General features: G+C 74.7%; 19 protein-coding genes. 4 read left to right on the forward strand and 15 right to left on the reverse strand.

The genetic code is table 11. The features are described from left to right. Positions 1–40: 40 nt before the first annotated feature. The 14 genes from ACFWDO_RS09480 to ACFWDO_RS09545 all read right to left on the reverse strand — a co-directional run bounded on the left by ACFWDO_RS09480 (position 41) and on the right by ACFWDO_RS09545 (position 19,230). Entirely contained in the window at positions 41–967 is a 927-nt protein-coding gene (locus ACFWDO_RS09480) for an ROK family protein (RefSeq protein ID WP_380319169.1), read from the reverse strand. After that, a complete protein-coding gene (locus tag ACFWDO_RS09485) occupies positions 964–4,140 on the reverse strand; it encodes an alpha-mannosidase (protein ID WP_380319166.1) in 3,177 nt (1,058 codons plus the stop codon). Before ACFWDO_RS09485 ends, ACFWDO_RS09480 begins: the two co-directional genes overlap by 4 nt. Beyond that, a complete protein-coding gene (locus ACFWDO_RS09490; RefSeq protein ID WP_380319181.1) occupies positions 4,124–6,451 on the reverse strand; it encodes a glycoside hydrolase family 3 protein in 2,328 nt (775 codons plus the stop codon). Before ACFWDO_RS09490 ends, ACFWDO_RS09485 begins: the two co-directional genes overlap by 17 nt. Next, positions 6,448–8,973: a glycoside hydrolase family 2 protein gene (locus tag ACFWDO_RS09495; protein WP_380319163.1), complete on the reverse strand. Its 2,526-nt coding sequence runs from the start codon at positions 8,971–8,973 to the stop codon at positions 6,448–6,450. Before ACFWDO_RS09495 ends, ACFWDO_RS09490 begins: the two co-directional genes overlap by 4 nt. A gap of 4 nt (positions 8,974–8,977) precedes the next feature. Beyond that, entirely contained in the window at positions 8,978–10,288 is a 1,311-nt protein-coding gene (locus tag ACFWDO_RS09500; protein ID WP_380319160.1) for an alpha-L-fucosidase, read from the reverse strand. Beyond that, on the reverse strand, positions 10,285–11,127 hold the full coding sequence (locus ACFWDO_RS09505; protein WP_380319157.1) for a carbohydrate ABC transporter permease: 843 nt from the start codon (positions 11,125–11,127) through the stop codon (positions 10,285–10,287). Before ACFWDO_RS09505 ends, ACFWDO_RS09500 begins: the two co-directional genes overlap by 4 nt. Further along, on the reverse strand, positions 11,127–12,128 hold the full coding sequence (locus ACFWDO_RS09510) for a carbohydrate ABC transporter permease (RefSeq protein WP_380319154.1): 1,002 nt from the start codon (positions 12,126–12,128) through the stop codon (positions 11,127–11,129). The genes ACFWDO_RS09505 and ACFWDO_RS09510 overlap by 1 nt, the downstream gene beginning before the upstream one ends. Positions 12,129–12,131: 3 nt before the next feature. Next, on the reverse strand, positions 12,132–13,547 hold the full coding sequence (locus tag ACFWDO_RS09515) for an extracellular solute-binding protein (protein ID WP_380319151.1): 1,416 nt from the start codon (positions 13,545–13,547) through the stop codon (positions 12,132–12,134). Between the two features lie 160 nt (positions 13,548–13,707). Then, positions 13,708–14,883 carry an ROK family protein gene (locus tag ACFWDO_RS09520; RefSeq protein WP_380319148.1) on the reverse strand — a complete coding sequence of 392 codons (1,176 nt, stop codon included), beginning with the start codon at positions 14,881–14,883 and terminating at the stop codon, positions 13,708–13,710. Positions 14,884–15,073: 190 nt separating this feature from the next. Beyond that, positions 15,074–15,520, reverse strand: a complete 447-nt coding sequence (locus ACFWDO_RS09525) for an RbsD/FucU domain-containing protein (protein WP_380319145.1) — start codon at positions 15,518–15,520, stop codon at positions 15,074–15,076. Between the two features lies 1 nt (position 15,521). After that, positions 15,522–16,415 carry a fumarylacetoacetate hydrolase family protein gene (locus tag ACFWDO_RS09530; RefSeq protein WP_380319141.1) on the reverse strand — a complete coding sequence of 298 codons (894 nt, stop codon included), beginning with the start codon at positions 16,413–16,415 and terminating at the stop codon, positions 15,522–15,524. Between the two features lie 87 nt (positions 16,416–16,502). Then, a complete protein-coding gene (locus tag ACFWDO_RS09535) occupies positions 16,503–17,522 on the reverse strand; it encodes an aldo/keto reductase (RefSeq protein ID WP_380319138.1) in 1,020 nt (339 codons plus the stop codon). Beyond that, the gene (locus tag ACFWDO_RS09540) at positions 17,519–18,301 is read right to left on the reverse strand and encodes an SDR family NAD(P)-dependent oxidoreductase (protein ID WP_380319135.1); all 783 of its coding nucleotides are present in this window, start codon (positions 18,299–18,301) and stop codon (positions 17,519–17,521) included. Before ACFWDO_RS09540 ends, ACFWDO_RS09535 begins: the two co-directional genes overlap by 4 nt. Continuing rightward, positions 18,298–19,230 (reverse strand): amidohydrolase family protein, encoded by a 933-nt coding sequence (locus ACFWDO_RS09545; RefSeq protein WP_380319132.1) that lies wholly within the window; start codon positions 19,228–19,230, stop codon positions 18,298–18,300. Before ACFWDO_RS09545 ends, ACFWDO_RS09540 begins: the two co-directional genes overlap by 4 nt. A 163-nt stretch (positions 19,231–19,393) precedes the next feature. Here ACFWDO_RS09545 and ACFWDO_RS09550 point away from each other — a divergent pair, with 163 nt between their 5' ends. Both ACFWDO_RS09550 and ACFWDO_RS09555 read left to right on the forward strand, forming a co-directional pair. After that, positions 19,394–20,713, forward strand: coding sequence for an alpha-L-fucosidase (locus ACFWDO_RS09550; protein WP_380319129.1), 1,320 nt, complete (start codon positions 19,394–19,396; stop codon positions 20,711–20,713). A gap of 134 nt (positions 20,714–20,847) precedes the next feature. Further along, entirely contained in the window at positions 20,848–21,783 is a 936-nt protein-coding gene (locus ACFWDO_RS09555; RefSeq protein WP_380319126.1) for a helix-turn-helix domain-containing protein, read from the forward strand. A 4-nt stretch (positions 21,784–21,787) separates the two neighbouring features. On the opposite strand, the gene ACFWDO_RS09560 is transcribed toward ACFWDO_RS09555, so the two are convergent. Then, the gene (locus ACFWDO_RS09560) at positions 21,788–23,341 is read right to left on the reverse strand and encodes an APC family permease (RefSeq protein WP_380319123.1); all 1,554 of its coding nucleotides are present in this window, start codon (positions 23,339–23,341) and stop codon (positions 21,788–21,790) included. A gap of 243 nt (positions 23,342–23,584) precedes the next feature. On the opposite strand from ACFWDO_RS09560, the gene ACFWDO_RS09565 reads away from it, so the two are divergent. Together ACFWDO_RS09565 and ACFWDO_RS09570 are read left to right on the forward strand one after the other, a co-directional pair. Next, positions 23,585–25,615, forward strand: coding sequence for a primary-amine oxidase (locus ACFWDO_RS09565; protein ID WP_380319120.1), 2,031 nt, complete (start codon positions 23,585–23,587; stop codon positions 25,613–25,615). A gap of 179 nt (positions 25,616–25,794) precedes the next feature. Then, positions 25,795–25,992 carry a hypothetical protein gene (locus ACFWDO_RS09570; RefSeq protein WP_380319118.1) on the forward strand — a complete coding sequence of 66 codons (198 nt, stop codon included), beginning with the start codon at positions 25,795–25,797 and terminating at the stop codon, positions 25,990–25,992. Positions 25,993–26,018 lie beyond the last annotated feature (26 nt).

The raw sequence follows: 26,018 nt of genomic DNA on the forward strand, positions 1-26,018 counted from the left end.
TTTCCTCGCGGACGCCCGGCCCAGGTCGGCGCCGGACCCGTCAGCCGACGTGGGCGGGAGCCATGACGGCCGCCGGCGGGCCGGCCGCGAGCTCGCGGGCAGCCAGCCCGGCCCCGAGGAGCCCTGCCTGGTCGCCCAGGGCGGCCATCGTGATCTCGGCCCCGCGGACCCACCGCCTCGTGGCGGCCTGGGACCGGTAGACGTCGGCGACGAGGCCGCCCCGGGCGAACACGCCGCCACCGAGCACGATGCGGTGCGGCGAGAGGACCGCGCACATGCCGTCGAGCCCGTCGGCGAAGGCCTCGGCGGCCTCCATCAGGGCGCCGACGGCGCCGGGGTCGCCCGCGTCGGCGGCGGCGACGAGGCGGTCGACCGTGCGGTCCGGACCCGGTAGGACACGCTCGGCCGCACGGCGCAGCGCTTCTCCGGACGCGAGGCCCTCCCAGCAGCCGGCGGCGCCGCACCCGCAGGGTTGCCCGCCGCGGTCGACCATCACGTGGCCGATCTCGCCGGCGAACCCGCGCCCTCGCACGAGCCTGCCGTCCAGGACGACCGCGCCACCGATGCCCGTGCCGACCGTGACGACGAGGACCAGGCCCTGCGCACCGCTCCCGTGGACCTCGGCGAGGGCCGCGGCCTGCGCGTCGTTGATGACCTCGGAGGGCAGCCCCGTGACCTCGACGAGGGCCGACCGCAGGTCGACGTCCCCGAGCCCCAGGTTCGCGCTGAGCAGGAGGCGGCCGTCGTCGACCACGCCGGCCACGGCGACGCCGACGGCCTCGGCGTGCCGCCCGAGGTCCCGAGCCAGCTCGAGCACCGCGGAGTGCCGGGCCTCGGGGGTGCGGGGCAGCGGCCGACGCACGACGTCCCGCAGGGAGCCGTCGGGCCCGACCAGCCCTCCGCGGATCATCGTCCCGCCCATGTCGATGCCGACCGTGGTACCCGGGACGCCCTGTCGCGTCGTCATGATGATTCCCTTCCTCGGGTGGTGCGCGGGTCCCCTGCGTCCGTCACCCGGAGGGTGACGATCCCGAAGGGCCGCACGACGAGCGCGGCACCGCACGCGTCGCCGGCCGACCACTCCTCGAACCGGGAGCAGCCGTCGGCCTCGTCCCCGAGCGGCTCCTCGAGGAGGTCGACGCGCGTGACCGTCCCGGGCCCGTCGACCGTCACCCCGACGCTCGCCTGCGCGCCGAGCGGCTCGTAGAGCCGGACGACGAGGTCCCCGCTCGCGTCGTGCGCGAGCTTGACCGACTCCACGAGCAGGCCGGGCCCGTCGAGCCGCACCAGCGGCCCGACGACACCGCCGGACGGCGCCGGGCGCGGCGGGAGCGACAGGGCGTAGCCGTCCCGGACGGCGTCGGCGACCCCGGCCCCCGGGCGGATGCGGTGGACGAACGTGTGCCGGCCGAGGTCGGCCCCCGGGTCGGGGTACCGCGGCCCGCGCAGCAGGTGCAGGTTCACGGTCGTCGTGGTCCCGCCGTCGGGGCGCACCTCGCTCGCCGCGTCGTACCCCTGGGTGGTGCGGTTCGCGATGCCGACGCCGAAGCCGGCGTCCCCGACGTGCACCCAGCGGTGGGCGACGTCGACGAACCGCGCCGACTGCCAGCTCGTGTTGCGGTGCGTGGGCCGGCGGACGTGGCCGAACTGCGTCTCCGCCGCGACCTCGTGCGCGCGCAGGTCGAGCGGCCACGACAGCACGAGGAGCTCCTCGCGCTCGGCCCAGTCCACCGTCGTGGTGACCTCGAGCGCGCCGTCCACGAGCCCGAGGCGCTGCGACAGGGTGCTCCCGCCCGGCCCGAGGACGCGCTCGACGACGATCGCGCCGTCCTCGACCCGGACCCGGGCCTCGGGCACGTCGCGGGACACGCGGTGCGCGTGCGCGTCGACGTCCCACGCGTCCCAGCGGTTCGGCAGGTCGCGGAACAGCCGGACGGCGTTCGCCGGTCCCGCCGCGGCGACGGCGTCGCGCCCGGTCGCGAGGTCGACGAGACCGATCACGTGGCCGGAGCCGTCGACGACCACGCGCAGCGCGTCGTCCTGGAGGGTCCACACCGCGCCGTCCGCCCGCGCGGACGGCGCCTCGGCCCGGAGACGGCGGCCCACGGTCATCGGCTCGAGGCCGTCGAGGACGACGGGGCTCGGGTTCGCCCACAGCGCGTCCCGGCCGGTCGCCGGCGCGTCCTGCGGCGCGGCGCCGGCGAGCGCGTCCAGCGCACCGGCCACCAGCTCGGCGCACCGCCGCTGGACCCGCTCGTGGTCGCGCGCCGCGTCCAGGTAGACCCAGGCGATGGACGAGCCGGGCAGGACGTCGTGGAACTGGTGCAGCAGCACGGTGCGCCACAGCCCGCGCAGCTCGTCGAGCGGGTAGGCGGCGCCGGTGCGCCGCGTCGCGGTGGCGCACCACAGCTCGGCCTCGCGCAGCGCCGACTCGCTCCGCCGGTTGTCCGCCTTGAGCCGCTGCTGCGACGTCGAGATGCCGCGGTGCAGCTCGAGCGGCATCTCGCCGACCCACACGGGCGAGGCCTCGCCCCGCGCCTGCGCGGCGGCGGCGAGCGCCTCCGACCGGGCGAAGAAGTCCTCGGGGGTGCCCCAGGTCACGCGGGCCGAGCCGGCGAGGTCGCGCACGCGCCGCGCCGTCTCGGCGTGCTCGCGCGTCGGGCCGCCGCCGCCGTCGCCCCAGCCGCTCGGCGCGAGCGAGAGCTCGGCGGAGACCGTGTCGGAGTCCGCGACGTTCCGCTCCGCGTGGGCGAGCTGGCGCGGCGTGAGGTCGCTGTTGTAGTTGTCGACCGGCGGGAAGTGCGCGAGCACGCGCGACCCGTCGATGCCCTCCCAGGTGAACGTGTGGTGCGGCATCCGGTTGGTGTCGTTCCACGACATCTTCTGCGAGAGGAACCGGCGCATGCCCGCCGCGCGGAAGATCTGCGGCAGGGCCGCGGAGTATCCGAACGAGTCGGGCAGCCAGACCTCGCGGCAGCGCACCCCCAGCTCGTCGCGGAACCACGTGGTCCCCTCGAGGAGCTGGCGCGCCATGGACTCCCCCGACAGCAGCACGGTGTCGGACTCGACCCACATCCCGCCCACCGGGACGAACCGGCCCTGGCGGACCGCGGCCCGGATCAGCTCGAACAGCTCCGGCTCGCTCTCCTGCACCCACGCGAGGTGCTGCGCGGAGGAGGTCACGAACGTCGTCTCGGGGTACTCCTCCAGCAGCGCGAGGGCGTTGGAGTACGTCCGCACCACCTTGCGGCGCGTCTCCCGGAAGGGCCACAGCCACGCCGAGTCGATGTGCGCGTGGCCGACGGCCACGACCTCGTGCCCGGCGTCCCCGTTGCCCTCGGCCAGCACGCCCGCGAGCTCCGCGCGCGCCGCGGCGGCGGACGCCCGGAGCGCCTCGGGGGTCGCGACCTGCACGACGTCGAGCATCCGCGCCAGCGCCCGCAGCACCCGGCCGCGGCGCAGCCCGGGGTCGGGCAGGACCTCGAGCTGCTCGCGCAGGACGCGCACGTCGCGCCACAGCCCCCACGTGGCGTCGTCCCGCAGCCGCAGGGCGATCTCGCCCCACGCGTACTGGGGGACGGCGGGCAGGGTCGCGGGGTCGCCGAGCGGCGTCGGCGCGAAGGTGAAGTCCGGGTCCATGACCGGATTGGCCGCGGCCTCCACCCACACGTCCACGGGCAGGCCGGCCGCCCCGGCGGACCAGGCGTCCCAGCCGGTGCGGTCCGCGCGCAGGAGGAGCGGCAGCGGCACGCGCCGGTTGTACGGCGAGACGCCCTTGAGCACCCGGCCGTCGTGCGCGCGCGCCGTGCCCTCGGCCTGGAAGCCGGGGGTGTCGCGCGTGAACCCGAGGTCGACCTCCAGGTCGACGAGCAACTCCGCGCCCGCCCACGCGGCCGGCACCTCGCCGCGCAGCCGCAGCCACGTCGTCGACCACGGCTCGCCCCAGGGCTCGCCCGGCGCCACAGGGTGGAACGCGTCGTCCGGCAGGGCCAGGACCACGTCCGGGCGCACCGGCTCCCCCGGCCGCGACCAGGCCGTCACGGTGACCGGCGCGCTCGCGGCGTCCAGCGCCGGGGCGAGCCGCTCGTCGACGAAGCGGCGGACGCGACCGAGGGTGACGTCGTCAGGCTCGAGCCCCATCGACGGTCACCTCCCCGGCGCCGTCCTGCGCGACGTCGAACGACCACCGCCGCCCGGCGATGGCCACCTCGACGCGCGAACGGCGGTCCCCGAGGACCGCGAGGGGCAGGTCCGGGCGCAGGACGTCGTCCGTCGGGACGCGCACGGACACCCGCGACCCGGCCCCGGGCGCGACGCTCACGCGCTCCCATCCGACGACGACCGTGCGCGCCCAGTCCAGGCCGCCGACCCGCCGCGACCGGACGAGCAGCAGACCCTCGCCGTCCCAGTCCCCCGCGGCGGCGCGCACGTCCGCCTCGACCAGCAGCTCCTCCCCGTCCACCGCGAGCCGCACCCCATGGACGTCGAGACCGCCGTAGCCGATGCCGTCCCCGACGCGCGCGAGCACCGGCTCCGGCACGTCGCGGTAGACGCTCTCGGCGGGCATCCGCTCGTCGTCGCGCACCGGGATCGCGCCCGGGTGCGCGGGCAAGGTCACCGGCAGGTGTCCTGCGGGCTGGCGCGCGCCGAGCAGCAGGTCCGCGATCACGCGGCCGCCGTCCGGCCCGGGGTAGAAGGCGAGGAGGACGGCGTCGGCGTGCGCGACGACGGCCGTGAGCACGTACGGGCGCCCGGCGAGGACGACCGCGACGACGGGTCCGCGCGCGGCCGCGCGCACCGCGGCGAGCGTCTCGACCTGCCCGGCGGGCAGGACCGGGGAGGCGAGATCGACGCCCTCCCCGCAGTCCGCCGCGGTCTGGCCGGCGTTCGCGCCGTTGTCCGCGAACTCGTCCGTGTAGGCGCGGTGGCTCGACCCGCCGAGCACGACGACGACCCCGTCCGCCGCGGCGAGCGCGGCGGCCGCGTCGTCGGCGTCGGCGTCCACGCGTTCGACCACGACGCCGTCCCGCCCGGACGACGCCGTCAGCGCGTCCGCGACCGACAGCCGGCGGTCCGGGGCGAGCGGGGCGACGTAGTCGCCGAGCAGGGCGTCGACGTCGTCGGCGCGCGGCCCGGTGACGACCCATCTTCCGCCGGGAGCGACCGGCAGCGCCGGGCGGTCCGCGCCCGCGGGCGGCTCGTTGCGCAGCAGGACGACGGACCGGGCCGCGATCGCGGTGGAGAGGTCGCGGGCGGCCCCGTGGCCCCGCTGGTCGGGACGCTCGGTGGGCTGCGGCGCCGCGTCGAGCGGCCCGAGGAGGCCCGACCACGCCTTGACCGTGAGCACGCGCAGGCAGGCCTCGTCCACGGCGGGTGCCAGCAGGTCGGGCGACTGCGCCACCGCGTCCTCGAGCATCGTGAACGACCGGTCCCACAGCGACAGGTCGACGCCCGCGTGCAGCGCCGCGGCGGCCGCGGCGACGGGGTCCCCGACCTGCTCGACGATCCGGTCGATGGCGAGCCCGTCGGCCATGACGAGGCCGTCGAAGGCCCACTCGCCGCGCAGGAGGTCGGTCAGGAGGGCACGGTTCGCGACGCACGGGACGCCGTCGATGTCGTTGTACGCGGCCATGAGGCCGAGGGCCCCGGCCGCGACGCCCGCGCGGGCGGCGGGCAGGTGCAGCTCGGCGAGGTCCCGCGGGCCCAGCGCCGCGGAGTGCCCGTTGCGGCCGCCCGTGCCCGCGCCCTGCGCGGCGAAGTGCTTGAGGACGACGCCGACGCCGGTCCCGTCGGCGGCGTTGCCGGACAGGCGCGAGCGGCCGGGCCCCTGCATGCCCACGACCGCGGCCTCGGTCATCCGCGCCGCCAGCGCGGGGACCTCGCCGTAGCACTCCTCGGAGCGGCCCCAGCGGGGGTCCTGGAGCAGGTCGAGGGTGGACAGCAGCGCGAGGTGCACGCCGTCGGCCCGCAGCGACGTCGCGACCGACGCACACGCCTCCCGGTACAGCGCGGCGTCCCACGTGGCGCCCACCGCCAGGTTCACGGGCAGCAGCGCGGCGCCGAGCGCCTGGTGCCCGTGGGGGGCCTCCTCGACGAGCAGCGGCCCGACGCCCTGCCCGGACGCGGCCCGCACCTCCTCGACGACGAGGGCGGCGACCTCGGCCCGCTCCTGCGGCCGGATGCCGTCGGCCCAGCCCCGCCCCGACCACGCGTCGGCGCGGAAGAGGCCGTACAGCGCTCCGAGCCCGCCCCAGCGGTCGACCTCCTCGCGCAGCAGGTCGGTGGTGCGCCACCTGCCCCGGGCGGTGCGCTCGACGGCCTGCCAGCCGAGCAGCCGCTGGTTGAGCTGGCCCACCCGCTCCCGCAGGGACATGCCCGCCATCACCTCGGCGGCGCGCCGCCGCGCCGGGTCGGTGCCGGTGCCCCGCACCGCGGGGTCCTCGTGCGTCATCGGTGCCACAGGTCGTTCCTCGTCCTCAGTACGGGGCGCGCGCCGAACGCCGCCGGGTCGGCGGCCTCGGCGCCGGTCACGTCGAGCTCGACGGTCTCGCCGGGGAGCAGGAGGGTCAGCAGGTCGTCGACCCGCGCGGCCGGGTCGAGCCGGTCGACGAGCAACGCGACGTCGCAGGTCACGACGTCCGCCGTGACCCGCACCCGCCAGCCCTGCGGGGTCCGCGCGGCCTCGACCGACGGCGCCGGCCGCGCCCAGCGCACGCCGTCCTCACGGCACAGCGCGGACCACGCGCGCAGCCCGTCGCAGTCCGCTACGAGCACCTCGTCGCGGCGCGCGCCGGGGAGCGCGACCTGCGGCGGCACGTCCCAGCGGGCCACGGAGCGCGGGGCGACCTCGACGGTCCGCTCCGCCTCCGCCGGGCCGCCCAGCGGACCGCCCACGACGTGCACGCGCCGCACGACGACCCGCGCCTGCCACACCGCGTCGGTGTCGTTGACGAGGACGACCTGGGGCGCGCCGTCGTGCGGCTGGATCGAGAGGGTGCGCGGCGCGTACGCCTGGCGCAGCGCGTGCCAGCCGGGCTTGGGCCGCCCGCCGTGGTCGATCACCGACCACGAGATCCCCGGCCACGCGTCGTTGAGCTGCCACACGAGCATCCCGGCGGTGCGCGGCCACGAGCCCCGCAGGTGGTCGGCGGCGGTGCGCAGGGCGTCGGCCTGGTTGAGCTGGGTCGCCCAGGACCAGTCGTCGACGTCGTCGAGCAGGAGGTCGGGGTCGGGGACGTGCCCGTCCAGCCGCCGCACGAGGTGGCGCATCCCGCCCACCTGCCGCTGCCGGGTCGCCATCGCCGCGCCGCGGACGTCGACCGGCCGCTCGGTGAGCGCGGCGGAGAGCGTCGCCCACGTCGGCGGGGCCTGGAAGCCGAGCTCCGCGGCGAAGCGCGGGACGTGGTTGCGGTACGTGGTGTGGTCGAACAGGTTCCACTGGTCCCAGAGGTGGCTCGTGCCCTCCCCGTCGGCGTTCGGCGCGACGCCGTCCGTCGAGGAGAACGGGCTCGACGGCACGTACGGGGTGCCGGGGTCCTCCTCCGCGACGACGCGCGGCAGGAGCTCGCGGTAGTACCCCTCGCCCCACGTGCGGTCGCCGACCCGGTCGGGCCAGCCCCAGTCGCTCCAGCCCTGCAGGTTCTCGTTGGAGCCGTTCCACACGACGACGCTCGGGTGCGCCGAGAGCCGCCGCACCTGCTCGCGGGCCTCCGCCTCGACCTCGGAGCGCAGCGGCTCCTCCTCGGGGTAGGCGGCGCACGCGAAGGCGAAGTCCTGCCAGACCAGCATCCCCGCGGCGTCGCACGCCGCATAGAACGCGTCGCCCTCGTAGACCCCGCCGCCCCACACGCGCAGCATGGTCATGTGCGCGTCGACCGCCTGGCCCACGCGCTCGGCGTAGCGCTCGGCCGTCATGCGCGAGGCCAGCAGCTCGTCGGGGATCCAGTTCGCGCCGCGCGCGAAGACCTCGCGCCCGTTGACCACGACGACGAAGCGGCGCCCGTGCTCGTCGGGCGACGTGTCGAGGTCGACGCGGCGCAGCCCGACCCGGTGGGCCTGCTCCTGGTCCGTCCCGACCAGGCCGACCGTCACGTCGTGGAGCGTCGGGGCGCCGTACCCGCGCGGCCACCACAGCTCGGCGTCGGGCACGTCGAGGACGATCTCCGCGCGGCCGGTCACCGCGTGCCGCGACCGGTTCCCGCCGACCGCGATCTCCACCTCGCCCGTGGCGGCGTCGTCGTCCTGCCCGTCGAGCTCGACGGCGACGACGACGCGGCGCTCGGCGAGGTCCGCCGAGACGGTGCCGCGGGCGTGCGACCGCAGCCGCACGCCGGTCCACGCCTCGATCCGGGCGGGGCGCCACAGGCCGGCGGTGACCAGCGGCGGCGCCCAGTCCCACCCCACGCTCGACGCCATGACGCGCAGCCGGTTGTACGGGTAGGCCCAGTCGTACGGCAGGTGGCCGTCGTCGGCGGCGAGCATCGCCCGCGCGGCCGAGGAGAGCTCGACGGCGACGCGGTTCGCGCCGGAGCGGACCAGCGCCGAGACGTCGACGGCGTACGACCGGTGCATGTTCGCGGTGGCCACGGCCTCGCTGCCGTTGACGCGGACGGTGGCGACGGTCGCGAGGCCGTCGAGGGCAAGCTCGACCCGGCCCGCCGCGACGGCGTCCGGCAGCTCGACCTCGGCCTCGTAGACCCAGTCGCTCTCGCCCACCCAGCGCACCGCCGCGGCGTTGTCGTCGACGTACGGGTCCGCGATGACGCCCGCCGCGAGCAGGTCGTCGTGGACACACCCCGGGACCGATGCCGCGATCCCGTCCCGCAGCCGCGCGACGACCTCGTCGGCCGGGGCGCCGTCGCCGGCCTCGCCCACCAGCCGCACGGTCCAGCCCGTGCCTGCCAGGTCGGTGCGGTGGACCGTGCGGTGATCGGTCCCCGCGGCGGCCTCGTCCTGCGTGCTCCGGTCGTGCACGTGCTCAGTCCTCCGGGTAGTCGGTCGGCGCGCTGTAGCCCTCGGGCACCACCGGGGCCGTCCGGTGCCCGGTCCGGTGGACCAGCACCTCCGCGATGCGGGCGCCCGGGCCCTCCACCTCGATCTCGAGCGCGCGGGTGGCCGGCGCGTCCACGACGTGCAGCCGCCCCGCCCCGACCGTGCCGCCCTGGGCCACCACGGCCCCGTCGAGGCGGACCTCGTGCCGGGTGACCCGCTGGCCCCCGGCGAGGTCCTCCCGGACCAGCACGTGGTCGAGCTCCACCGGCGCGTCGCCGAGGTCGGCGCGCCAGGTGGTGTCCCCGGTGCGGGTGAGCGTCGCCGCGACGGCGTCCCCGAACCTCGCGCGGAGCTCGTCGCCGAACGCGGTGACCACCGCGGCGTCCGCGGGGTCGATGCGGCCGCGGCGGTCCGGCGGGACGTTGAGCAGCAGGTTCGCGCCCAGCCCGACGGACCGGTAGTAGATCGCCAGCAGGTGCTCCAGCGACTTGGGCTCGTCGTCCTGCGCCCAGAACCAGCCGCGACGCACGGACACGTCGCACTCCGGGGGCAGGTACAGGGCCTCCGCGAACTGCGTCGTCACGACGGTGTAGTTGCTCATCTGCGTGTGGTGCACGACGTACTCGACGGGGTCGCTGGCGAGCCCGTCCTCGTTGCCGACCCACCGGATCGTCGGGGCCCCCATGTTGAAGACCATCGCCTGCGGCTGGTGCGTGCGCGCGACGTCCATGATGCGCGCCCAGTCGTAGGAGTACCCCTCCGAGCCGGCGCCGTCGAACCACAGCTCGACGAGCGGGCCGTACCGCGTGCAGAGCTCGGTGAGCTGGGTGACGTACACGTCGGCGTACGCCTCCGGGTCCTGGTAGGCCGGGTGGTTCCGGTCCCAGGGCGACAGGTACAGGCCGAGGCCGAGGCCCGCCGCGCGGCAGGCCGCCGCGACCTCGGCCACGACGTCGCCCTGACCGTCGCGCCACGGCGACGAGGCCACGGAGTAGTCGGTGGTCGAGGTCGGCCACAGGCAGAACCCGTCGTGGTGCTTGGCGGTGAGCACGACGTAGGTCGCGCCCGCGGCCACGGCCAGCGCCACCCACTCGTCGGCGTCGAGCTCGGTCGGGTCGAACGACGACGCCGGGAGGGTGCCGTCGCTCCACTCCTTGGCGTGGAACGTGTTGATGCCGAAGTGGAAGAACATGCCCACCTCGAGCTGCTGCCAGCGCAGCTGCTCCGCCGTCGGCACGAGCACGGCGTCGGCGGTCCGGGGCGCGACGTCCTGGAGGACGTCCTGGTTCGGGGTCACTTCACTGCTCCTGATTCCACGCCCTTGAAGAAGTGCCGCTGCAGTGCCACGAAGAGCACGAGGATCGGCACGATGGCGATGATGGACCCGGCCATGGTGACGCGCGGGTCGTACGAGAGGGACGAGGCCGCGAGGCGCGACAGGCCGAGGGAGAGCGTGTACAGCTCCTCCGACCGCAGCACGATGAACGGCCAGAGGAAGTCGTCCCAGGCGGCGATGAACGAGTTGATGACGACGACGACCATCGCGCCCCGCGCCGCGGGGAGGTAGACCTTCCAGAACCGGCGGAGCTCGCCGGCGCCGTCGAGCATCGCGGCGTCCTCGACCTCGTTCGGGACGGCGCTGAACGCCGCCCTCGTGATGAGGACGTTGACGGCCGAGATCGCGCCGGGGAGCCAGACACCGATGAACGAGTCGTCGAGGCCGAGGTCGGTGATCTGGGTGTACAGCGAGACCATGATCGACTCGAACGGGAACATCATCGAGATGATGAGCACCCAGTAGAAGACGCCGCGGCCCCGCCAGCCCTGGCGCGAGAGCATGTAGCCCGCGAGCGTCGGGAAGACGACCTGCGAGAACACCGTGAGCAGGCACATGATCAGGCTGTTGCGGATGTACGTGCCCATCGGCACCTGCTCGAACACGGTCTGGTAGGCCGCGAACGTCGGGTGCTCCGGGAAGAAGGTCGCCGAGCTGCCGTACAGCGCGTCCTGCGGCCCCTTGAGGGACGAGAAGAACTGCCACAGCAGCGGGCCCACGGAGATCGCGAGCACGACCAGCAGGAGGACGTACCGCGTCACGAGCGCGCGGGTGCGGCCGCGCGTGCGCCACCAGTTCATCAGTCCTCCTCCTTGGAGCCGAGCTTGTGCGACGCGACCGCGAGGCCGATCGTCAGGACGAACAGCGCGACGGAGATGGCGGCGCCGTAGCCGACGTTGCCCGCGATCGGGTCGAGCGCGACGTCCCGGATGTAGAACGGCAGGGTCCGTGCCTGGCCGCCGACGCCGCCCGTCGCGCCGCCGAGGATGTAGATCTCGGTGAACACCCGCAGGGAGCCGATGCCCGACATGATGCCGACGAGCAGCATCGTGAGGCGGACGCCGGGGACGGTGACGTGGACGAACTGGCGGAACGTGCCGGCGCCGTCGAGCGACGCGGCCTCGTAGAGGTCCTTGGGCACGCTGGCCAGGGCGGAGAGGTAGAAGATCATGTACCACCCGAGGCCCTTCCAGACGGTCAGCGCCACGGCCGTGAGGAGCAGCAGCGTCGTGTCCGACAGGAAGGGGATCGGGGAGTCGATGAGCCCGACCTGCTTGAGCGCGGTGTTGATCGGCCCGTTCTCGGACACGAGGTTCTGCCACACCAGCGCGACCGCGACCATCGACGCGACCACGGGGGCATAGAACGCCGTCCGGAAGAACCCGATGGCCGGGACCTTCTTGTACACGAGCTGGGCGAGCATCAGCGGCAGCACGACGAGCAGCGGCACCGCGACGACCGCGTAGAGCACGGAGTTGCGCACGGCGAGCCAGAACGCCGGGTCCGCGACCATGCGCGAGTAGTTGTCCATGCCCACCCAGTCGCCGCCGCCGCCGAGCGGCCGCGCGTCGGTGAAGGACAGCACGATGGTGTTGAGGAACGGGAAGACCCCGAACACCCCGATGACGACGAGCGCCGGCGCGACCCACAGCCACGGGGTCCACCAGGGCCGGTAGAGCGCGGCGCCCGAGGTGGGGCGCGGGCGCCTGCTGCGCGTCCGGCTGCTCGTCCGGCTGCGCCGGGTGGCCCCGGCCGCCGGCTCACCGGTGGCCAGGGTTCCCGCGAGGACGTCGGTCGTCATCGGTCAGCCCTGCTGCTCAAGGATCTGGTTCGCGGCGTCCTCGGCGTCCTGGAGCGCCTCGGCGGCCGGCTTCTTGCCCGAGATCGCGAGCTGCAGCTCGGAGATCACGGCGGTCTGCACGGCGTCGGACCACGCGAAGATGAAGACGTTCTCCGCGTCCGTCGCGGCCTCGACCGACAGGCGGTTCGCCTCGTCGAGCGGCGAGTGGCCGGTGATGTCCGTGAACTTCGGGATGTCCAGCGACTCCTCGGTGGAGGGGAAGTTGGAGACCAGCGGGCTGGAGACGAACTCCGTCTGCCACTCGGGGCTCAGCATGAACTGCGCGAACGCGACCGCCGCGACCGGGTTCTTCGACGTGGACGGGACGCCGATGAGCTGGCCGTCCTGGAACGCGTGGCCGCGCGCGTCGAACAGCGTGTCGACGCCGGTCACGTCGTACGTGGCCTCGTTGGTGTCCTTGACGTAGCGCAGGAAGGACGCGTTCGTGGAGCCCCACACCACGTCCCCGGCGGAGTAGAGCTGCGTGACGTCCACGTCGCTCGAGAGGGTGTCCTTCGGCAGCGCGCCCTCGGCGTACAGCTCCGCGTACTTGGTCAGCCACTCCTGGATCTTCGGGTCGTCCGCGAAGGTGAACTCGGTCTCGTCCGCGTTCGTGATCTTCGCGTTCATGAGCTGCCAGTCGTTCGGCACGTGCGTGTACGGGTTCGCGGGGAACGCGTAGTACTCGCCGCCCGACTTCTTCGCGATCTGGCTCGCCATGTCGAGCTGCTCCATGACGGTCGTCGGCGGTGCCTGCGGGTCGAGGCCGGCGTCCTTCATGAGGTCCTTGTTGAAGGTCTGCAGGCCGTTCAGGCCCCAGTACCACGGGAGGACGTAGTGGTCGTCGTCGCCGGGGAACTTCTGCGACTCCCACACCGACTGGATGAAGGGGGCGCCGATGTCCTCGGGACCCTTGGTCGTGAGGTCGAGCAGGAAGTTCTCGCGGTAGAGCGCGTACGCCGTCGTCTGGTTGAGGTTGACGACGTCGGGCAGGTCGCACGACTGCGCGTTGGTGACGAGGCGCTGCGTGAACTCGGCGTCGCCCGGGTCGTCCTGCCACTTCACCGTGACCTCGGGGTACTTCTTCTCGAAGGCCGCGATGAGCTTCTCGAAGTACGGGCTGAAGTCCTGCTTGAGCGCCGTGGTCTGGAAGGTGATCTCGCCGGACGGCTCGCCCGACAGCCGCTCGTCGGACGTCACCTCGTCCGAGAGCTGGCACCGGCCCGCCGTGGTCGGCTTGCCGTTGGCGCCGACCTCGTCGGAGCCTCCGCCGATGCCGCACGCCGACAGTGCGAGCGAGAGGACGACGGCGCCGGCGACGCCGCCCGTGAGCGCGCGGCCGCGGCGGTGCGGTCGGGACGTGAAGGTGTGAGTGCTCATCTGTTCAGCCGTTCCTCGTGAGGTGTCTACCCGACGGTGGGCCGGACCTGGAGTCGGTCCGTGGTGATCCACAGGTGTGGCGGTCGGTGCCGTCGCGCGAGGTCGTTCTCGGGCGACGTGCGTGGTCGGTCGTGCGTGGGTCGCGCGTGGTGGTGTCGTGTCAGGGCTCGCGCAGCTCCGGCCAGGTGCGGACGGGGGAGGCGACGGCGCCGATCCCGTAGACGGACTCCCGCGCGGCCTCGCGCAGGAGTGTCAGCGCGCCGCGGACCACGCCGCCCGGGCCGAGCGACGACGGGACCACCTCGGTCCGCAGCGGGGACTCGGTGCGGAGCAGCTCCTCGACCTCCGCGGCGAACCGCTTGCCCCCCGCCGTCCCGACCGTCCCGGCGAGGACGACGCGGTGCGGGTCGACGACGGTGGCGATCGTGGTGACCACGAGGGCGACGCGGCGCGCGGCCTCCCGACGGAACGCGTGGAGGGCCTCGCCCGGGCCCTCGTCGCCGAGCGCCTCCTCCGGCGAGGTCCCGTCGAGCCCCAGCCCGTCGAGCACGTCCTGGAGCGCGGCCGAGCCCACGAGGCTCTGGAAGCCGGCGGACGACGAGCCGAGCGGTCCGCCGCTCGTCGTCGGCGCGAGGCCGATCTCGCCCGCGTACCCGTGCGCGCCCCGCAGCAGCGTGCGGCTGACGACGGTCGCGGCTCCGATGCCCTCGTCGAGGCGCAGGAGAGTGAAGCTCTCGATGCCGGCCGCGTTGCCGCTCTCGGCCTCGGCGAGCGCGGCGAGGTTGACGTCGTTCTCGAGCGCGACGGGGCAGCCGAGCCGCGCGGCGAGCCGGCCTCGCTGTCCCGCTCGCCACGCCGGATGCCCGGAGACGAAGTCCATGTCTCCCTGGGGGTTCACGACGCCCGGCGTGCCCGCGAGCACCTGCCACAGGCTGGACGGCTCGACACCGGCCTCCGCGCACGCGGCGGCGACCGCCTCGGCGACGGTCTCGACCGGGTCGTCGCCGTGCTGCGGGACGCGGACGTCGGAGAGCGCGGCGCCCGAGAGGTCGGAGACGACGGCGTGCACGAACCGGCCCGGCTGCATCTCGACGCCCACGACGTGGCAGAGGTCGGTCACGGCACGGAAGTGGACCGCGTTCGGTCCCCGCTGCGCCGACGAGACCTCGCCCACGGGGGCGACGAGCCCGGCCTCGACGAGCCGGAGGACGAGATCGCCGGTCGACGGCTTCGACAGGCCGGTGGCCTTGCTGATCGTGGCCCGGGAGGCCGACTGATGCTCGAGGAGGAGGTCGAGGACCATCCGCTCGTTCACCGACAGGGTCTTTCGCGTCATTGCGACCATCTCGTCCGGGCGGCCGGGTGGCCGCGAACTATTACTTTCAGACAGGCTACCTGATAGATAACCTCCAGACGACCCTCCGAGCCGATAAAGATCGGATGACCTTGCGCGCGGGCCGGGCCGCAGTCGTCTGACCTGGGGAATCGCTCGAGAACCTGGGACAAGTCCTCTGATGATTCGGTGCCTACGCCGGCGTGCGGACGCCGATCGTGAGCAGCAGGTTCGCGTAGACGCGCTGGTCGCCGGTGGCGACGAGCAGGGCGACGTCGTCGGACCGGGCGGCGTCGTAGAACGCGAAGCGGTCCAGCTCGTCCCAGCCGACGTCGGGCCCGAGCATCGCCCGGTAGCCGGTGTGGGCGGGGATCTCCTCGCCCGGGGCGACGACGTCGCCCGCCACGCCGCCGGGCACCATGACGGCGGCGGACTCGACCGGGACGGCGTCGAGGAGCACCTCGAGCACCTGGTCCACGGTCAGCAGGCCGGGCCGCAGGTTGAGGTGCACGCGCGCGGCGCCGGGCCGTGCGCCCGTGGAGTGCGGGTAGTTGGCGTCGGCCAGCAGGACGCGCGACCCGTGCCCCGCCGCGGCGAGCGCCGCGACGAGGCCAGGGTGCAACAGCTCGTAGCGCAGCACGTCAGGCCGGGACCGACGAGGCGGCCGGGACCTGCGCGGCGAAGGCGTGTCGTTGGCGGCCGAGCCCCTCGATCTCGACCTCGACGACGTCGCCGTCGGCGAGGTAGGGGAAGCGGCCGGACAGCGCGACGCCCTCGGGGGTGCCGGTGCAGATCAGGTCGCCTGCCTCGAGCGTCATGTACTGCGACAGGTGGTGCACGATCGCCGCGACGTCGAAGATCATGTCGGTCGTCGACGAGTCCTGGCGGGGCTCGCCGTTGACGGACGACCGCAGCCGCAGGCCGGCGGGGTCCACCTCGTCGGCGGGCACCAGCGCGGGACCGGTGGGCAGGAACGCGGGGCCGCACTTGCCCTTCGACCACTGGCCGAGGGAGTCGTCGAGCTGCCAGGCCCGCTCGCTCACGTCGTCGACCACGGTGTACCCGGCGACGTGCTCGAGGGCGGCCTCGACGGACGGCAGGTAGCTCGCCTGCTTCCCGACGACGATCGCGAGCTCCACCTCCCAGTCGACCTTGTCCGAGCCGGGCGGGATCGGCACCGTGTCGTCGGGGCCGACGACGGTGTTGGGGTGCTTGAAGAAGATGATCGGCAGGCGCGGGGGCTCCGCGCCGGACTCCCGCGCGTGCGCGGCGTAGTTCTGGCCCACGCACACGACGGCGGTGGGGCGGGCGATCGGCGCGCCGACGCGCAGGGCGTCCGCGCCCTCGAGCACGGGGAGCTCGCCGGCGGCCAGCGCGGCCCGGGTGCGGGCGATGCCGTCCGCCGCGAGGAACGCGCCGTCGACGTCGTGGCTCCCGGGGACGGCCGCGATCAGCGGCCGCAGGTCGTAGGTGACGCCGTCGTGGGTGACGGCAGGGATCTCCTGGCCCACCGGGCCCAGGCGGAGCAGCTGCATCGGTGTCCTCTAGTTCTCTCTGGGGGGCGCATCGATCATGCGCCCGGGCCGCGGCTCGGTCACAACCGTCCCGCGATACGAACGGCGTCAGACGAAGGCGTCGGGGTGGGCCTCGGGGGCGAGCAGCCCGCGGTCCACCAGGTCGGCCCACAGGGCGGCGGGGACGACGGCGGCGTGCCGGTCCACGGCCTGGCGCACCTGGTCGGCGGTGCGGAGCCCGACGACGGTGCTCCCCACGGCGGGGTGCGCCCGCACGTAGGCCAGCGCCGCCTGCGGCAGCGTCACGCCGTGGTCGGCGCACGCCCGCGCCACGGCGCGGGTGCGGTCGAGCAGGGCCGCGGGGGCCGGCGCGTAGTCGTAGGTCGCGTCGTCGGGCACGGTCTCGCGGGCCAGCAGCCCGGAGTTGTAGGCGCCGGCCACCACCACCGCGACGCCCCGGTCGAGGGCCGCGGGGAGCAGGTCGGCGAGCGCCGGCTGCTCCAGGAGAGTGAACCGGCCGGCGCACATCACCACGTCGACGTCGGTCTCGCGCACGAACCGGGCGAGCATGGCCGACTGGTTCATCCCCGCCCCGACGGCGCCGACCACGCCCTGGTCGCGCAGCTCGAGCAGCGCGGGGACCGCCTCGGCGAACGCCTGCTCCTCGTGGTCGTCCGGGTCGTGCAGGTACACGACGTCCACGCGGTCCAGGCCGGTGCGCTCCAGGCTCGCCTCCAGCGAGCGCCGCACGCCGTCGCGGGAGAAGTCCCACTCGCGGCGGGTGGCGGCGGGCACGTCGAAGAGGTCGTCGTCCCGGCGGTCGGCCGTCTCGGGGGAGGGCACCAGCAGGCGCCCCACCTTGGTCGAGACGACGTACTCGTCGCGGGGACGCCCGGCCAGGCTCGCCCCGAGCCGCCGCTCCGACAGCCCGAGCCCGTAGTGCGGCGCGGTGTCGAAGTACCGCACCCCGGCGTCCCACGCGGCCCCGACCGCCGCGGCGGTCTCCTCGTCGGTGGTGGCCTGGTACAGGTTGCCGGCCTGCGCCGCCCCGTACCCGAGGCTGGTCAGCCGCACCCCGGTGGAGCGGACCTCCCGCGCGGGCAGCACGCCCGTCGTCGCGCCGCTCACGCTTGCTCCGGCGCGCGCACGCGCAGGTCGTGCATGCCGCCGTCGACGGCGAGCGCCGTGCCCGTGGTCGACGTCGCGAGCGGGCTGGCGAGGTAGCAGACGGCGTGCGCCACGGCCTCGGGGCTGACGAGCCGGCCGGTGGGCTGGCGCGCCTCCAGCGCGGCGCGCTCCGCGGCCGGGTCGGGCGCCGCGTCGAGCAGGCGACCCACCCACGGCGTGTCGACGGTGCCGGGGTTCACGCAGGTCACACGGATGCCCTCGCGCACGTGGTCGGCCGCCATCGCGAGGGTCAGGGCCTGCACGGCGCCCTTGCTCGCGGAGTACAGCGCGCGCTGCGGCAGGCCGGACCAGGACGCGATCGACGCCATGTTGACCACGGCCGCGTGCTCCGAGGCCCGCAGGTGCGGCAGCGCGGCGCGGGTCACGCGCACGATGCCGAGCACGTTGACGTCGAGCACCCGCAGCCACTCGGCGTCGTCGTTGTCCGCCACCGTGCCCTGGGCGCCGATCCCGGCGTTGTTCACGACGACGTCGATGCCGCCGAGCGTCGCGGCCGCGGCCTCGACGGCGGCGCGCACGCCGGCGTCGTCGGTGACGTCCGCGACCTCCGCGCCCGCGCCCTCGGGCACGCCGTCGCGGGTGCGGTCGATCGCGACCACGCGCGCGCCGCGCGCCAGGAGCGCACGCACCACGGCGGCGCCGATGCCCGACGCTCCCCCGGTCACGACGGCGCGGATGCCGGCGAACTCCGGCGGGTTCTCGAGGGGGGCACTGCTCACGGGTACTCCTTCGTCGTGGTGGCGGGCTCGACGTCGACCCCGGAGGTGTCGAGACCGTAGGTACTGACGGCGGTGCGGCCGCGCACGGCCGCCCGCTCGTCGTCGGACAGGGACGCCAGCAGCTCGTCGGCGGCGGCGAACCAGCGGCCGTAGCCGGACGCGAGCAGGCAGACGGGCCAGTCGCTGCCGAGCAGCAGTCGGCCGGGGCCGAAGACGTCGAGCGCGTGGTCGGCGGCGGGCCGCAGGTCGGCGGTGGTCCACGCGTCCCAGCGGGCCTCGGTGACCAGCCCGGACAGCTTCGCGACGACGTTCGGCCGGGCGGCGAGCGCGGCCAGGTCGCGGCGCCACGCGTCGAGGGCGGCAGGGTCCCCGGGACGGCCGGCGGCGGGCAGCGCCGCGAGCGGCGGCTTGGCGAGGTGGTCGAGCACGAACCGCACGCCCGGCAGGGCGGCGGCGAGCCGCGCGCACGACGGGAGCTGGTCGGCGCGCACCACGAGGTCGAAGGGCAGCCCCGCGGCGCCGACGGCGGCGATGCCGGCGTGCACGTCGGGGCGGTCCAGGTGGTCGGCGGCCTCGGCCTGCACCATCGTGCGGATGCCGACGAGGCGGTCGCCGCCGGGGCCCTCGCGCAGGGCGGCGAGGCGGTCCTCGAGGTCGGGGGCGAACAGGTCGGCCCAGCCGACGACGCCCGTCACGCGCGCGGCGCGCCCCTCCGGCGACGCCGCGACGGCCAGCAGGTCGTCGGTGTCGGCCCAGGTGCTCGCGCTCTGCACGACGACGGTGGCGTCCACCCCGTGCGCGGCGGCGGGCAGGTCGGCGGGCGTGAAGTCGGCGTCGATCGCGGCCATCGTCGTAGGGTCGATCCAGCCCTGCGGGGTCCGCGCGCGGACCCACAGGTGGTGGTGCGCGTCGACGACGACGTCGGACATCCGGACTCCCTCGGCCTGGGGCAATTCATCCAATCTATAGGCCGCCGAACTGCTTGCGCTACCCCCGCTCCTGGCCGATAGGCTCACAGAGCACGCCAGATACGTCATATCTCTGCCGGCGGGATCGTGACCGCCGCTGCCCGCTCGACGAGGAGTGATCCGTATGGTCCCGGCCGCCCCGCCCCTGCGCCCCGAGCAGGCCTGGTTCACGGAGGCCCGCTTCGGCCTCTTCGTGCACTTCGGCCTCTACTCCGCCGCCGCGCGGCACGAGTGGGTGATGAGCAACGAGCGCATGACCGTCGAGCAGTACGGACGCTACGCCGAGGTGTTCGACCCGGACCTGTTCGACGCGCGCGCCCTCGTCCGCGCGGCCAAGGACGCCGGGATGCGGTACGTCGTGCTGACCACCAAGCACCACGACGGCTTCGCGCTGTGGGACTCCGCCGTCAGCGACTACAGCATCGCCCGCACGCGCGGGCGCGACCTCGTGGCCGAGCTCGCCGAGGCCGTCCGGGAGGAGGGCCTGCACCTGGGGATGTACCACTCGGTGATCGACTGGCACCACCCCGACTTCACGGTGGACCACGTGCACCCGCGGCGCGACGACCCCGACGCGCACGCGCTCAACGAGGGCCGCGACATGGCGCGCTACCGCGAGTACCTGCACGTCCAGGTGCGCGAGCTGCTCACGGGCTACGGCCCGGTCGACTACGTCTTCTTCGACTTCACGTTCGCCGAGGACAAGGACGGCTGGCGCGGCAAGTACCCGGAGGACTGGGACGCCGAGGCGCTGCTCGCCATGGTCCGCGAGCTGCAGCCGCAGGCCGTCGTGAACGACCGCCTGGGCATCCCCGGCGACCTCGTCACCCCCGAGCAGTACCAGCCGGACGCGCCGATGCGCGACGACGCCGGGGACCTCGTCGTGTGGGAGGCGTGCCAGACGCTCAACGGCAGCTGGGGCTACGACCGCGACAACACGCGGTTCAAGGACCCCGACCTGCTGGTGCGGATGCTCGTCGACACGGTCTCCAAGGGCGGCAACCTGCTGCTCAACGTCGGGCCCGACGGCCGGGGCGCGATCCCGGCGCGCGACGCCGACTCCCTCGCCGCCCTCGGCCGGTGGATGCGGCTGCACGAGCGGTCGATCCGGGGCGCCGGCCCGGCCGACGCCGACCTCGCCGCCGACGCCGTGCCCGGCCTGCCGCCGGGCGCCGTGCTCACCCAGCGCGGCGACCGCCTGTACCTGCACCTGTTCGCGTGGCCGTTCGGGCACGTGCACCTGCGCGGCCTCGCCGACCGGGTGACGTACGCCCAGCTGCTGAACGACGGGTCCGAGCTGCGCACGTCCCGCACCGACCCCGACCAGAAGGCGTGGAACACCCACCCCGGCGGGCAGCCCGCCGGCACGCTCACGCTGCACCTGCCCACCGTGCGGCCCGACGTCGCGGTCCCGGTGGTCGAGCTGTTCCTCGACCCGGCCTGACCGGGCCCGCGCGCCTGACCTGCGCCCCGAGCCCGCGCCTTGAATCGCCCTCGGGCGCGGGCTACGGTCGGCCGCGCGGGCGTCGGTGCCCGGGAACCTTCCGGGGATGCCGGGGGACAAGGAGGTGGACGCGGATGTCCGGGACGCTCGCCACGCACGTGACGCCGAGCTTCGAGGCCTTCCGTGCAGCGGTGGCCGGTGTCTTCCTGCCGCTGCGCCTGTCCAGCAGCTCCCCCGACGCCTTCCGCGGCGTGCTCCGCGCGGTGACCGTCGACGACGTGCACGTGAACGACATGCAGGGCGGCCAGCACGTCGTGGAGCGCACCGCGCAGCTGGCCGCGCACGACGAGCACCCGTCGTACAAGGTGAGCCTCATGCTGGCCGGCTCCGGGCTGCTGGTGCAGGACGGCCGCGAGGCGCTGCTGCGGCCCGGCGACCTCGCCGTCTACGACACCCGCCGGCCGTACACGCTGGAGTTCGGGCGCGACTTCCGCTCGCTGGTGATGATGTTCCCGCAGAGCCGCCTCGACCTGCCGCCCGCGCTGGTCGAGCAGCTCACGGCGGTGCGGCTGCCCGGCGACACCGGCGTGGGGGCGATCACGACGCCGTTCCTCGCGCGCCTCTCCGACCACATCGAGCAGCTGGCGCAGGCCCCCGGGCCGCGGCTCGTGCACAGCGCGCTCGACCTGGTCACCACCCTGTTCCAGACGGAGCTCGGCCACGCGGCGCGCGTCGACCCGCACGAGGAGCTGCTGGGGCGCATCCGCGCGTACGTCGAGGAGCGGCTGGGCTCGCCCGACCTCACGCCGGCGTCGATCGCGGCCGCGCACTTCATCTCCGTGCGGCACCTGCACGCGCTGTTCCAGGGCACGGGGGCCACGGTGTCGACGTGGATCCGCCGCCGCCGGCTGGAGCGCTGCCGCCGGGACCTGCTCACGCCGCGCCTCGCCGACGTGCCGGTCTCCGCGATCGCGGCGCGCTGGGGCTTCGTCGACGCCGCCCACTTCAGCCGGGCGTTCAAGGCGGAGTACGGCCTGCCGCCGCGCGAGTACCGCGCGACGGCAGGCTGACGGCTCAGCGGTCCTCAGGGTCCTCGGCGGGCGCTTCGGCGCCGCCGCGCCCGATCCCGGCGTAGACGCCGGGCCGGGTGCGCCGCACGCGCATCCCCCACAGGACGCCCACGACCCCCGGGACGACGATCAGCGCCGGCAGCACGAACGTCGTCGCGTCCGCGTGCTCCTGCCCGAGCAGCACGGTGAAGTTGGCGAGGATCGTCACCAGCACGGCCGCGAGCGCCACGGCGGCCACGACCGGCGCCACCATCCGCGAGCCGAGCCCGACGCCGTGCGCGTCGCGCCGGAAGTACCCGACGACGGCCACGGACACGACGGCCATGAGCAGCACGAGCCCGAGCGCGCCGGTGTTGGTGAGCCACGTGAACAGCGTGATCACCGGGTACGGCCCCCGGGCCGGGTCCCACCCGGGCTCGGCGAGCGCGAACGCCCCCACGACCACCACCGCGAGCACGGTCTGCGTCACCGACCCGACCCACGGGGCGCCGTGCCGGGCGCGGACGCCGGCGAGCCGCGCGGGCAGCACGCCCTCCCGGCCGAGGGAGAACAGGTAGCGGGCGACGGCGTTGTGGAAGCTGACGAGCGCCGCGAACAGGCTGGTGATGAACAGGACGGACATGAGGTCCACCCACAGGGTGCCCAGGTGCTGGGCGACGAAACCGAAGAACAGCGGCGGGCCGGCCTCCTCGGCCGTGATGCCCGCCGGGTCGCTGATCTTGTCGGGGCCGACGGCGAGCGCGAGCGCCCACGACGAGATCGCGTAGAAGACGCCGATGACGCCGACGGCGAGGAACGTGGCCCGCGGGATGGTGCGGCGCGGGTCCTTCGACTCCTCGCCGTAGATGGCGGCGGACTCGAAGCCCATGAACGCGGCGATGCCGAACGCGAGCACCGCGCCGACACCGGGGACGAAGAGGCTGGACGGCTCGATCGGCGTGGTCGTGAAGCCCTCGGCCGGCTGCGCGAACGCCACGACGTCAAACACGATGACGACGAGGAACTCCAGGGCGACGAGCACCCCGAGCACGGTCGCGGACAGGTCGACGCGGTGCACGCCCATGACCCCGACGACGACGATGCCGACGAGCACGCCGACCCACCACGGCACGGCGGCGCCGGTCTTCTCCTGCAGCAGCGACGACACCTGGAAACCGAACATGCCCCAGATGCCGATCTGCATCATGTTGTAGGCGACCAGCGCCACGAGGGAGGCGCCCACCCCGGCCGGGCGGCCGATGCCCTGCGCGACGTACGCGTAGAAGGCGCCCGCGTTGGTGATGTGCCGGCTCATGGCCGCGTACCCGACGGCGAAGACGCCGAGCGCGAGGGCCAGCACCAGGAACCCCACGGGGACGCCGACCACGTGCGTCACCGCGAACGTCGACGTCACGCCCCCGGCGACGACGGTGAGCGGCGCGGACGCGGCGACGATGATGAACGCGACGGCGATCACGCCGAGCTTGCGTCGGCCCCGCAGCGCGGCGGCGGAGTCGGGGGCGGCGGGTGCGGCCGGGGCGTCGGGCGCCGGCCTCTTCGCGAGGTGCCCAGTGGTCATCGTTCCTCCTTCGGACGGACGGCGGCGGCCGTCGCAGCGGACGGGCCCGATTCTGGGCCGCCCCGCGGGGCACGATCTGGCCCCAGGGCGCACGCCGGTTGACCACGACGGCACAGCCCGCCGGCGGGCGGTGCGCGGCCGCGCACGCTGCCCGCTCGGTCAAGCGTCGAGCGCGCAGGGTCATGGCCGGCGGGCGGTCGCCTGCCGACACTGGGCGGACCGACCGCGAGACCGAGGACCCCGATGACGCACCTCCCCGACACCACGCACACCCACGGCGCCCGCGTGAGCACGCCCGTGGACGTCACCCACCCGCTGGACCCGCTGACCGCGGACGAGATCGCGACCGCCCGGGAGGTGCTCGCGTCGGCCGGCCTGCTCGGCGAGACCGTGCGGGTGCCGCAGCTGCTGCCGGTGGAGCCGTCCAAGGACGAGGTGGCCGCGTGGCGCCCGGGCGCCCCTCTGGACCGGCGCGTGGTCGCGACGCTCCTGGACCGTGCCACGGGCGCGGCGGCCGAGGCCGTCGTCTCGGTGACGCGCCGGGAGGTCGACCGGCACGCGCCGCTCGAGAACGACACGCCGCCGTACGGGCAGCCGCAGTACCTGTTCGAGGAGTACGACGCGGCCGCCGAGATCGCCAAGGCCTCCCCGGAGTGGCGGGCGGCGATGCACCGCCGCGGGCTGGACGAGTACGTCGAGGACGCGTTCTGCGGTCCGCTCGCTCCCGGGTTCTTCGGCCGCGAGGACGAGGTGGGCCGCCGCGTCATCCGGTCGCTGACGTTCCTGCGCACCCGCCCCGACGACAGCCCGTGGGCGCACCCCGTCGAGGGGCTGATCGTGCACATCGACCTCACCGCGGGCGAGGTGATCCGCGTCGAGGACGACGGCGACGTGCCCGTCCCGATGGCGTCCGGCGACTACTCGCTCGCCGCGCAGGGCCCGGCCCGCACGTCGCTCAAGCCGATCGAGATCACCCAGCCGGAGGGCCCGAGCTTCGCCGTCGACGGCAGCGAGGTGACCTGGGAGAACTGGCGGTTCCGCGTGGGCTTCAACGCCCGCGAGGGCCTGGTGCTCAACACCGTCACGTTCCGCGACGGCGACGAGGAGCGCCCGGTCATGCACCGCGGCAGCGTGCCGGAGATGGTGGTGCCGTACGGCGACACGACCAGCACCCGGTTCTGGATCAGCTACTTCGACGCCGGCGAGTACCTGCTGGGCAAGAACGCGAACTCGCTCGCGCTGGGCTGCGACTGCCTCGGCGTCATCCACTACTTCGACGGGTTCGTCGCGGACGACCACGGCCACCCGGTGAAGATCCCGCAGGTCGTGTGCATGCACGAGGAGGACTACGGGATCCTCTGGAAGCACACCGACCTCGCGGGCAGGGCGGAGGTGCGCCGCAGCCGCCGCCTGGTGATCAGCTACTTCGCCACGATCGGCAACTACGACTACGGCTTCTTCTGGTACCTGTACCTCGACGGCACGATCCAGGTGGAGGCCAAGGCGACCGGCATCGTCTTCGCCGGCGCCGGCATCCCCGGCAGCGACAACCCGCACGCCCCGGAGATCGCACCCGGCGTGTTCACGCCCGTGCACCAGCACCTGTTCTGCGCGCGCCTCGACATGGCGGTCGACGGGGAGGACAACACGCTGCACGAGGTCGACGTCGTCGGCATCCCCACCGGCGAGGACAACCCGTACGGCAACGCGTTCACGTGGCGCAGCACACCGCTGACGCGCGAGTCGGAGGCGCAGCGCCTCGCCGCGCCGGCGTCGGGCCGCGTGTGGGAGGTCGCGAGCGCCCACCGCCGCAACCACGTGGGCAGGCCGACCGCCTACCACCTGGTGCCGCAGGGCGGGCCGCTGCTCATGGCGCAGCCCGAGTCGACCGTGCACGGTCGCGCGACGTTCGCGACCAAGCACCTGTGGGCCACCGCGTTCGACGACGCCGAGCGGTTCCCCGCCGGCGACTACCCCAACGCGCACGCCGGCGGCGCCGGGCTGCCCGCCTGGACGGCCGCCGACCGCGACCTCGACGGCACCGACCTGGTGCTGTGGCACGTCTTCGGCCCCACGCACGTCCCGCGGCCCGAGGACTGGCCGATCATGCCGGTCGACTACTCCGGCTTCACCCTCAAGCCCTACGGCTTCCTGGACCGCAACCCGGCGATGGACCTGCCCGACGGCGCGGCCTCGCACTGCGCGCCCGGCACGTCCTCCGACGGCACCGGCGGCGGCTGCTGCGGCGGCGGCGGCTGCACCTGCTCCCACTGACCGCGGCCGAACCACCCGACCCGGCCCGACGCTGGACGCCCTCGCCCGCACGGGGATACGTTCGGCCCGTGCATCCCGGGGGCCGCCCGGGCCCGCCCGCCCCGCGACGACGGAGGACACAGGGACGGCGGGTACCACGGCCGCCGGCGCACCCCGAGACAGGGAAGGGGGTGAGCAGCATGTCCGGACCCCTCATGACCCCGGGCGCCGAGACGACGGCGGTGGTGACTACCGTCGCGCCGTTCGGTGTCCTCGTGACCGCGGACGGCGTGCCCGGTCTCGTCCGCGGCGGAGACGCCACGGTGGGCGACACCGTGCGCGTGCGCGTCGTCGAGTTTGACGACGTGGAGCAGCGCTTCAGCGCCGTTCCCGCCTGACGGCACACGGCTGGCCCGTCCCGCGC

Origin of the sequence: Isoptericola sp. NPDC060185, from assembly GCF_042728595.1 — a bacterium.
Lineage (GTDB): Bacteria > Actinomycetota > Actinomycetes > Actinomycetales > Cellulomonadaceae > Isoptericola.

What these genes read in the sequence shown, in the direction of transcription:
- ACFWDO_RS09565 (WP_380319120.1), top strand. Translation starts at nt 23,585, where the DNA reads ATGACGCACCTCCCCGACACCACGCACACCCACGGCGCCCGCGTGAGC.
- ACFWDO_RS09480 (WP_380319169.1), bottom strand. Translation starts at nt 967, where the DNA reads ATGACGACGCGACAGGGCGTCCCGGGTACCACGGTCGGCATCGACATG.
- ACFWDO_RS09545 (WP_380319132.1), bottom strand. Translation starts at nt 19,230, where the DNA reads ATGTCCGACGTCGTCGTCGACGCGCACCACCACCTGTGGGTCCGCGCG.
- ACFWDO_RS09560 (WP_380319123.1), bottom strand. Translation starts at nt 23,341, where the DNA reads ATGACCACTGGGCACCTCGCGAAGAGGCCGGCGCCCGACGCCCCGGCC.
- ACFWDO_RS09490 (WP_380319181.1), bottom strand. Translation starts at nt 6,451, where the DNA reads ATGACGCACGAGGACCCCGCGGTGCGGGGCACCGGCACCGACCCGGCG.
- ACFWDO_RS09485 (WP_380319166.1), bottom strand. Translation starts at nt 4,140, where the DNA reads ATGGGGCTCGAGCCTGACGACGTCACCCTCGGTCGCGTCCGCCGCTTC.
- ACFWDO_RS09510 (WP_380319154.1), bottom strand. Translation starts at nt 12,128, where the DNA reads ATGACGACCGACGTCCTCGCGGGAACCCTGGCCACCGGTGAGCCGGCG.
- ACFWDO_RS09555 (WP_380319126.1), top strand. Translation starts at nt 20,848, where the DNA reads ATGTCCGGGACGCTCGCCACGCACGTGACGCCGAGCTTCGAGGCCTTC.
- ACFWDO_RS09570 (WP_380319118.1), top strand. Translation starts at nt 25,795, where the DNA reads ATGTCCGGACCCCTCATGACCCCGGGCGCCGAGACGACGGCGGTGGTG.
- ACFWDO_RS09550 (WP_380319129.1), top strand. Translation starts at nt 19,394, where the DNA reads ATGGTCCCGGCCGCCCCGCCCCTGCGCCCCGAGCAGGCCTGGTTCACG.
- ACFWDO_RS09530 (WP_380319141.1), bottom strand. Translation starts at nt 16,415, where the DNA reads ATGCAGCTGCTCCGCCTGGGCCCGGTGGGCCAGGAGATCCCTGCCGTC.
- ACFWDO_RS09515 (WP_380319151.1), bottom strand. Translation starts at nt 13,547, where the DNA reads ATGAGCACTCACACCTTCACGTCCCGACCGCACCGCCGCGGCCGCGCG.
- ACFWDO_RS09505 (WP_380319157.1), bottom strand. Translation starts at nt 11,127, where the DNA reads ATGAACTGGTGGCGCACGCGCGGCCGCACCCGCGCGCTCGTGACGCGG.
- ACFWDO_RS09520 (WP_380319148.1), bottom strand. Translation starts at nt 14,883, where the DNA reads ATGACGCGAAAGACCCTGTCGGTGAACGAGCGGATGGTCCTCGACCTC.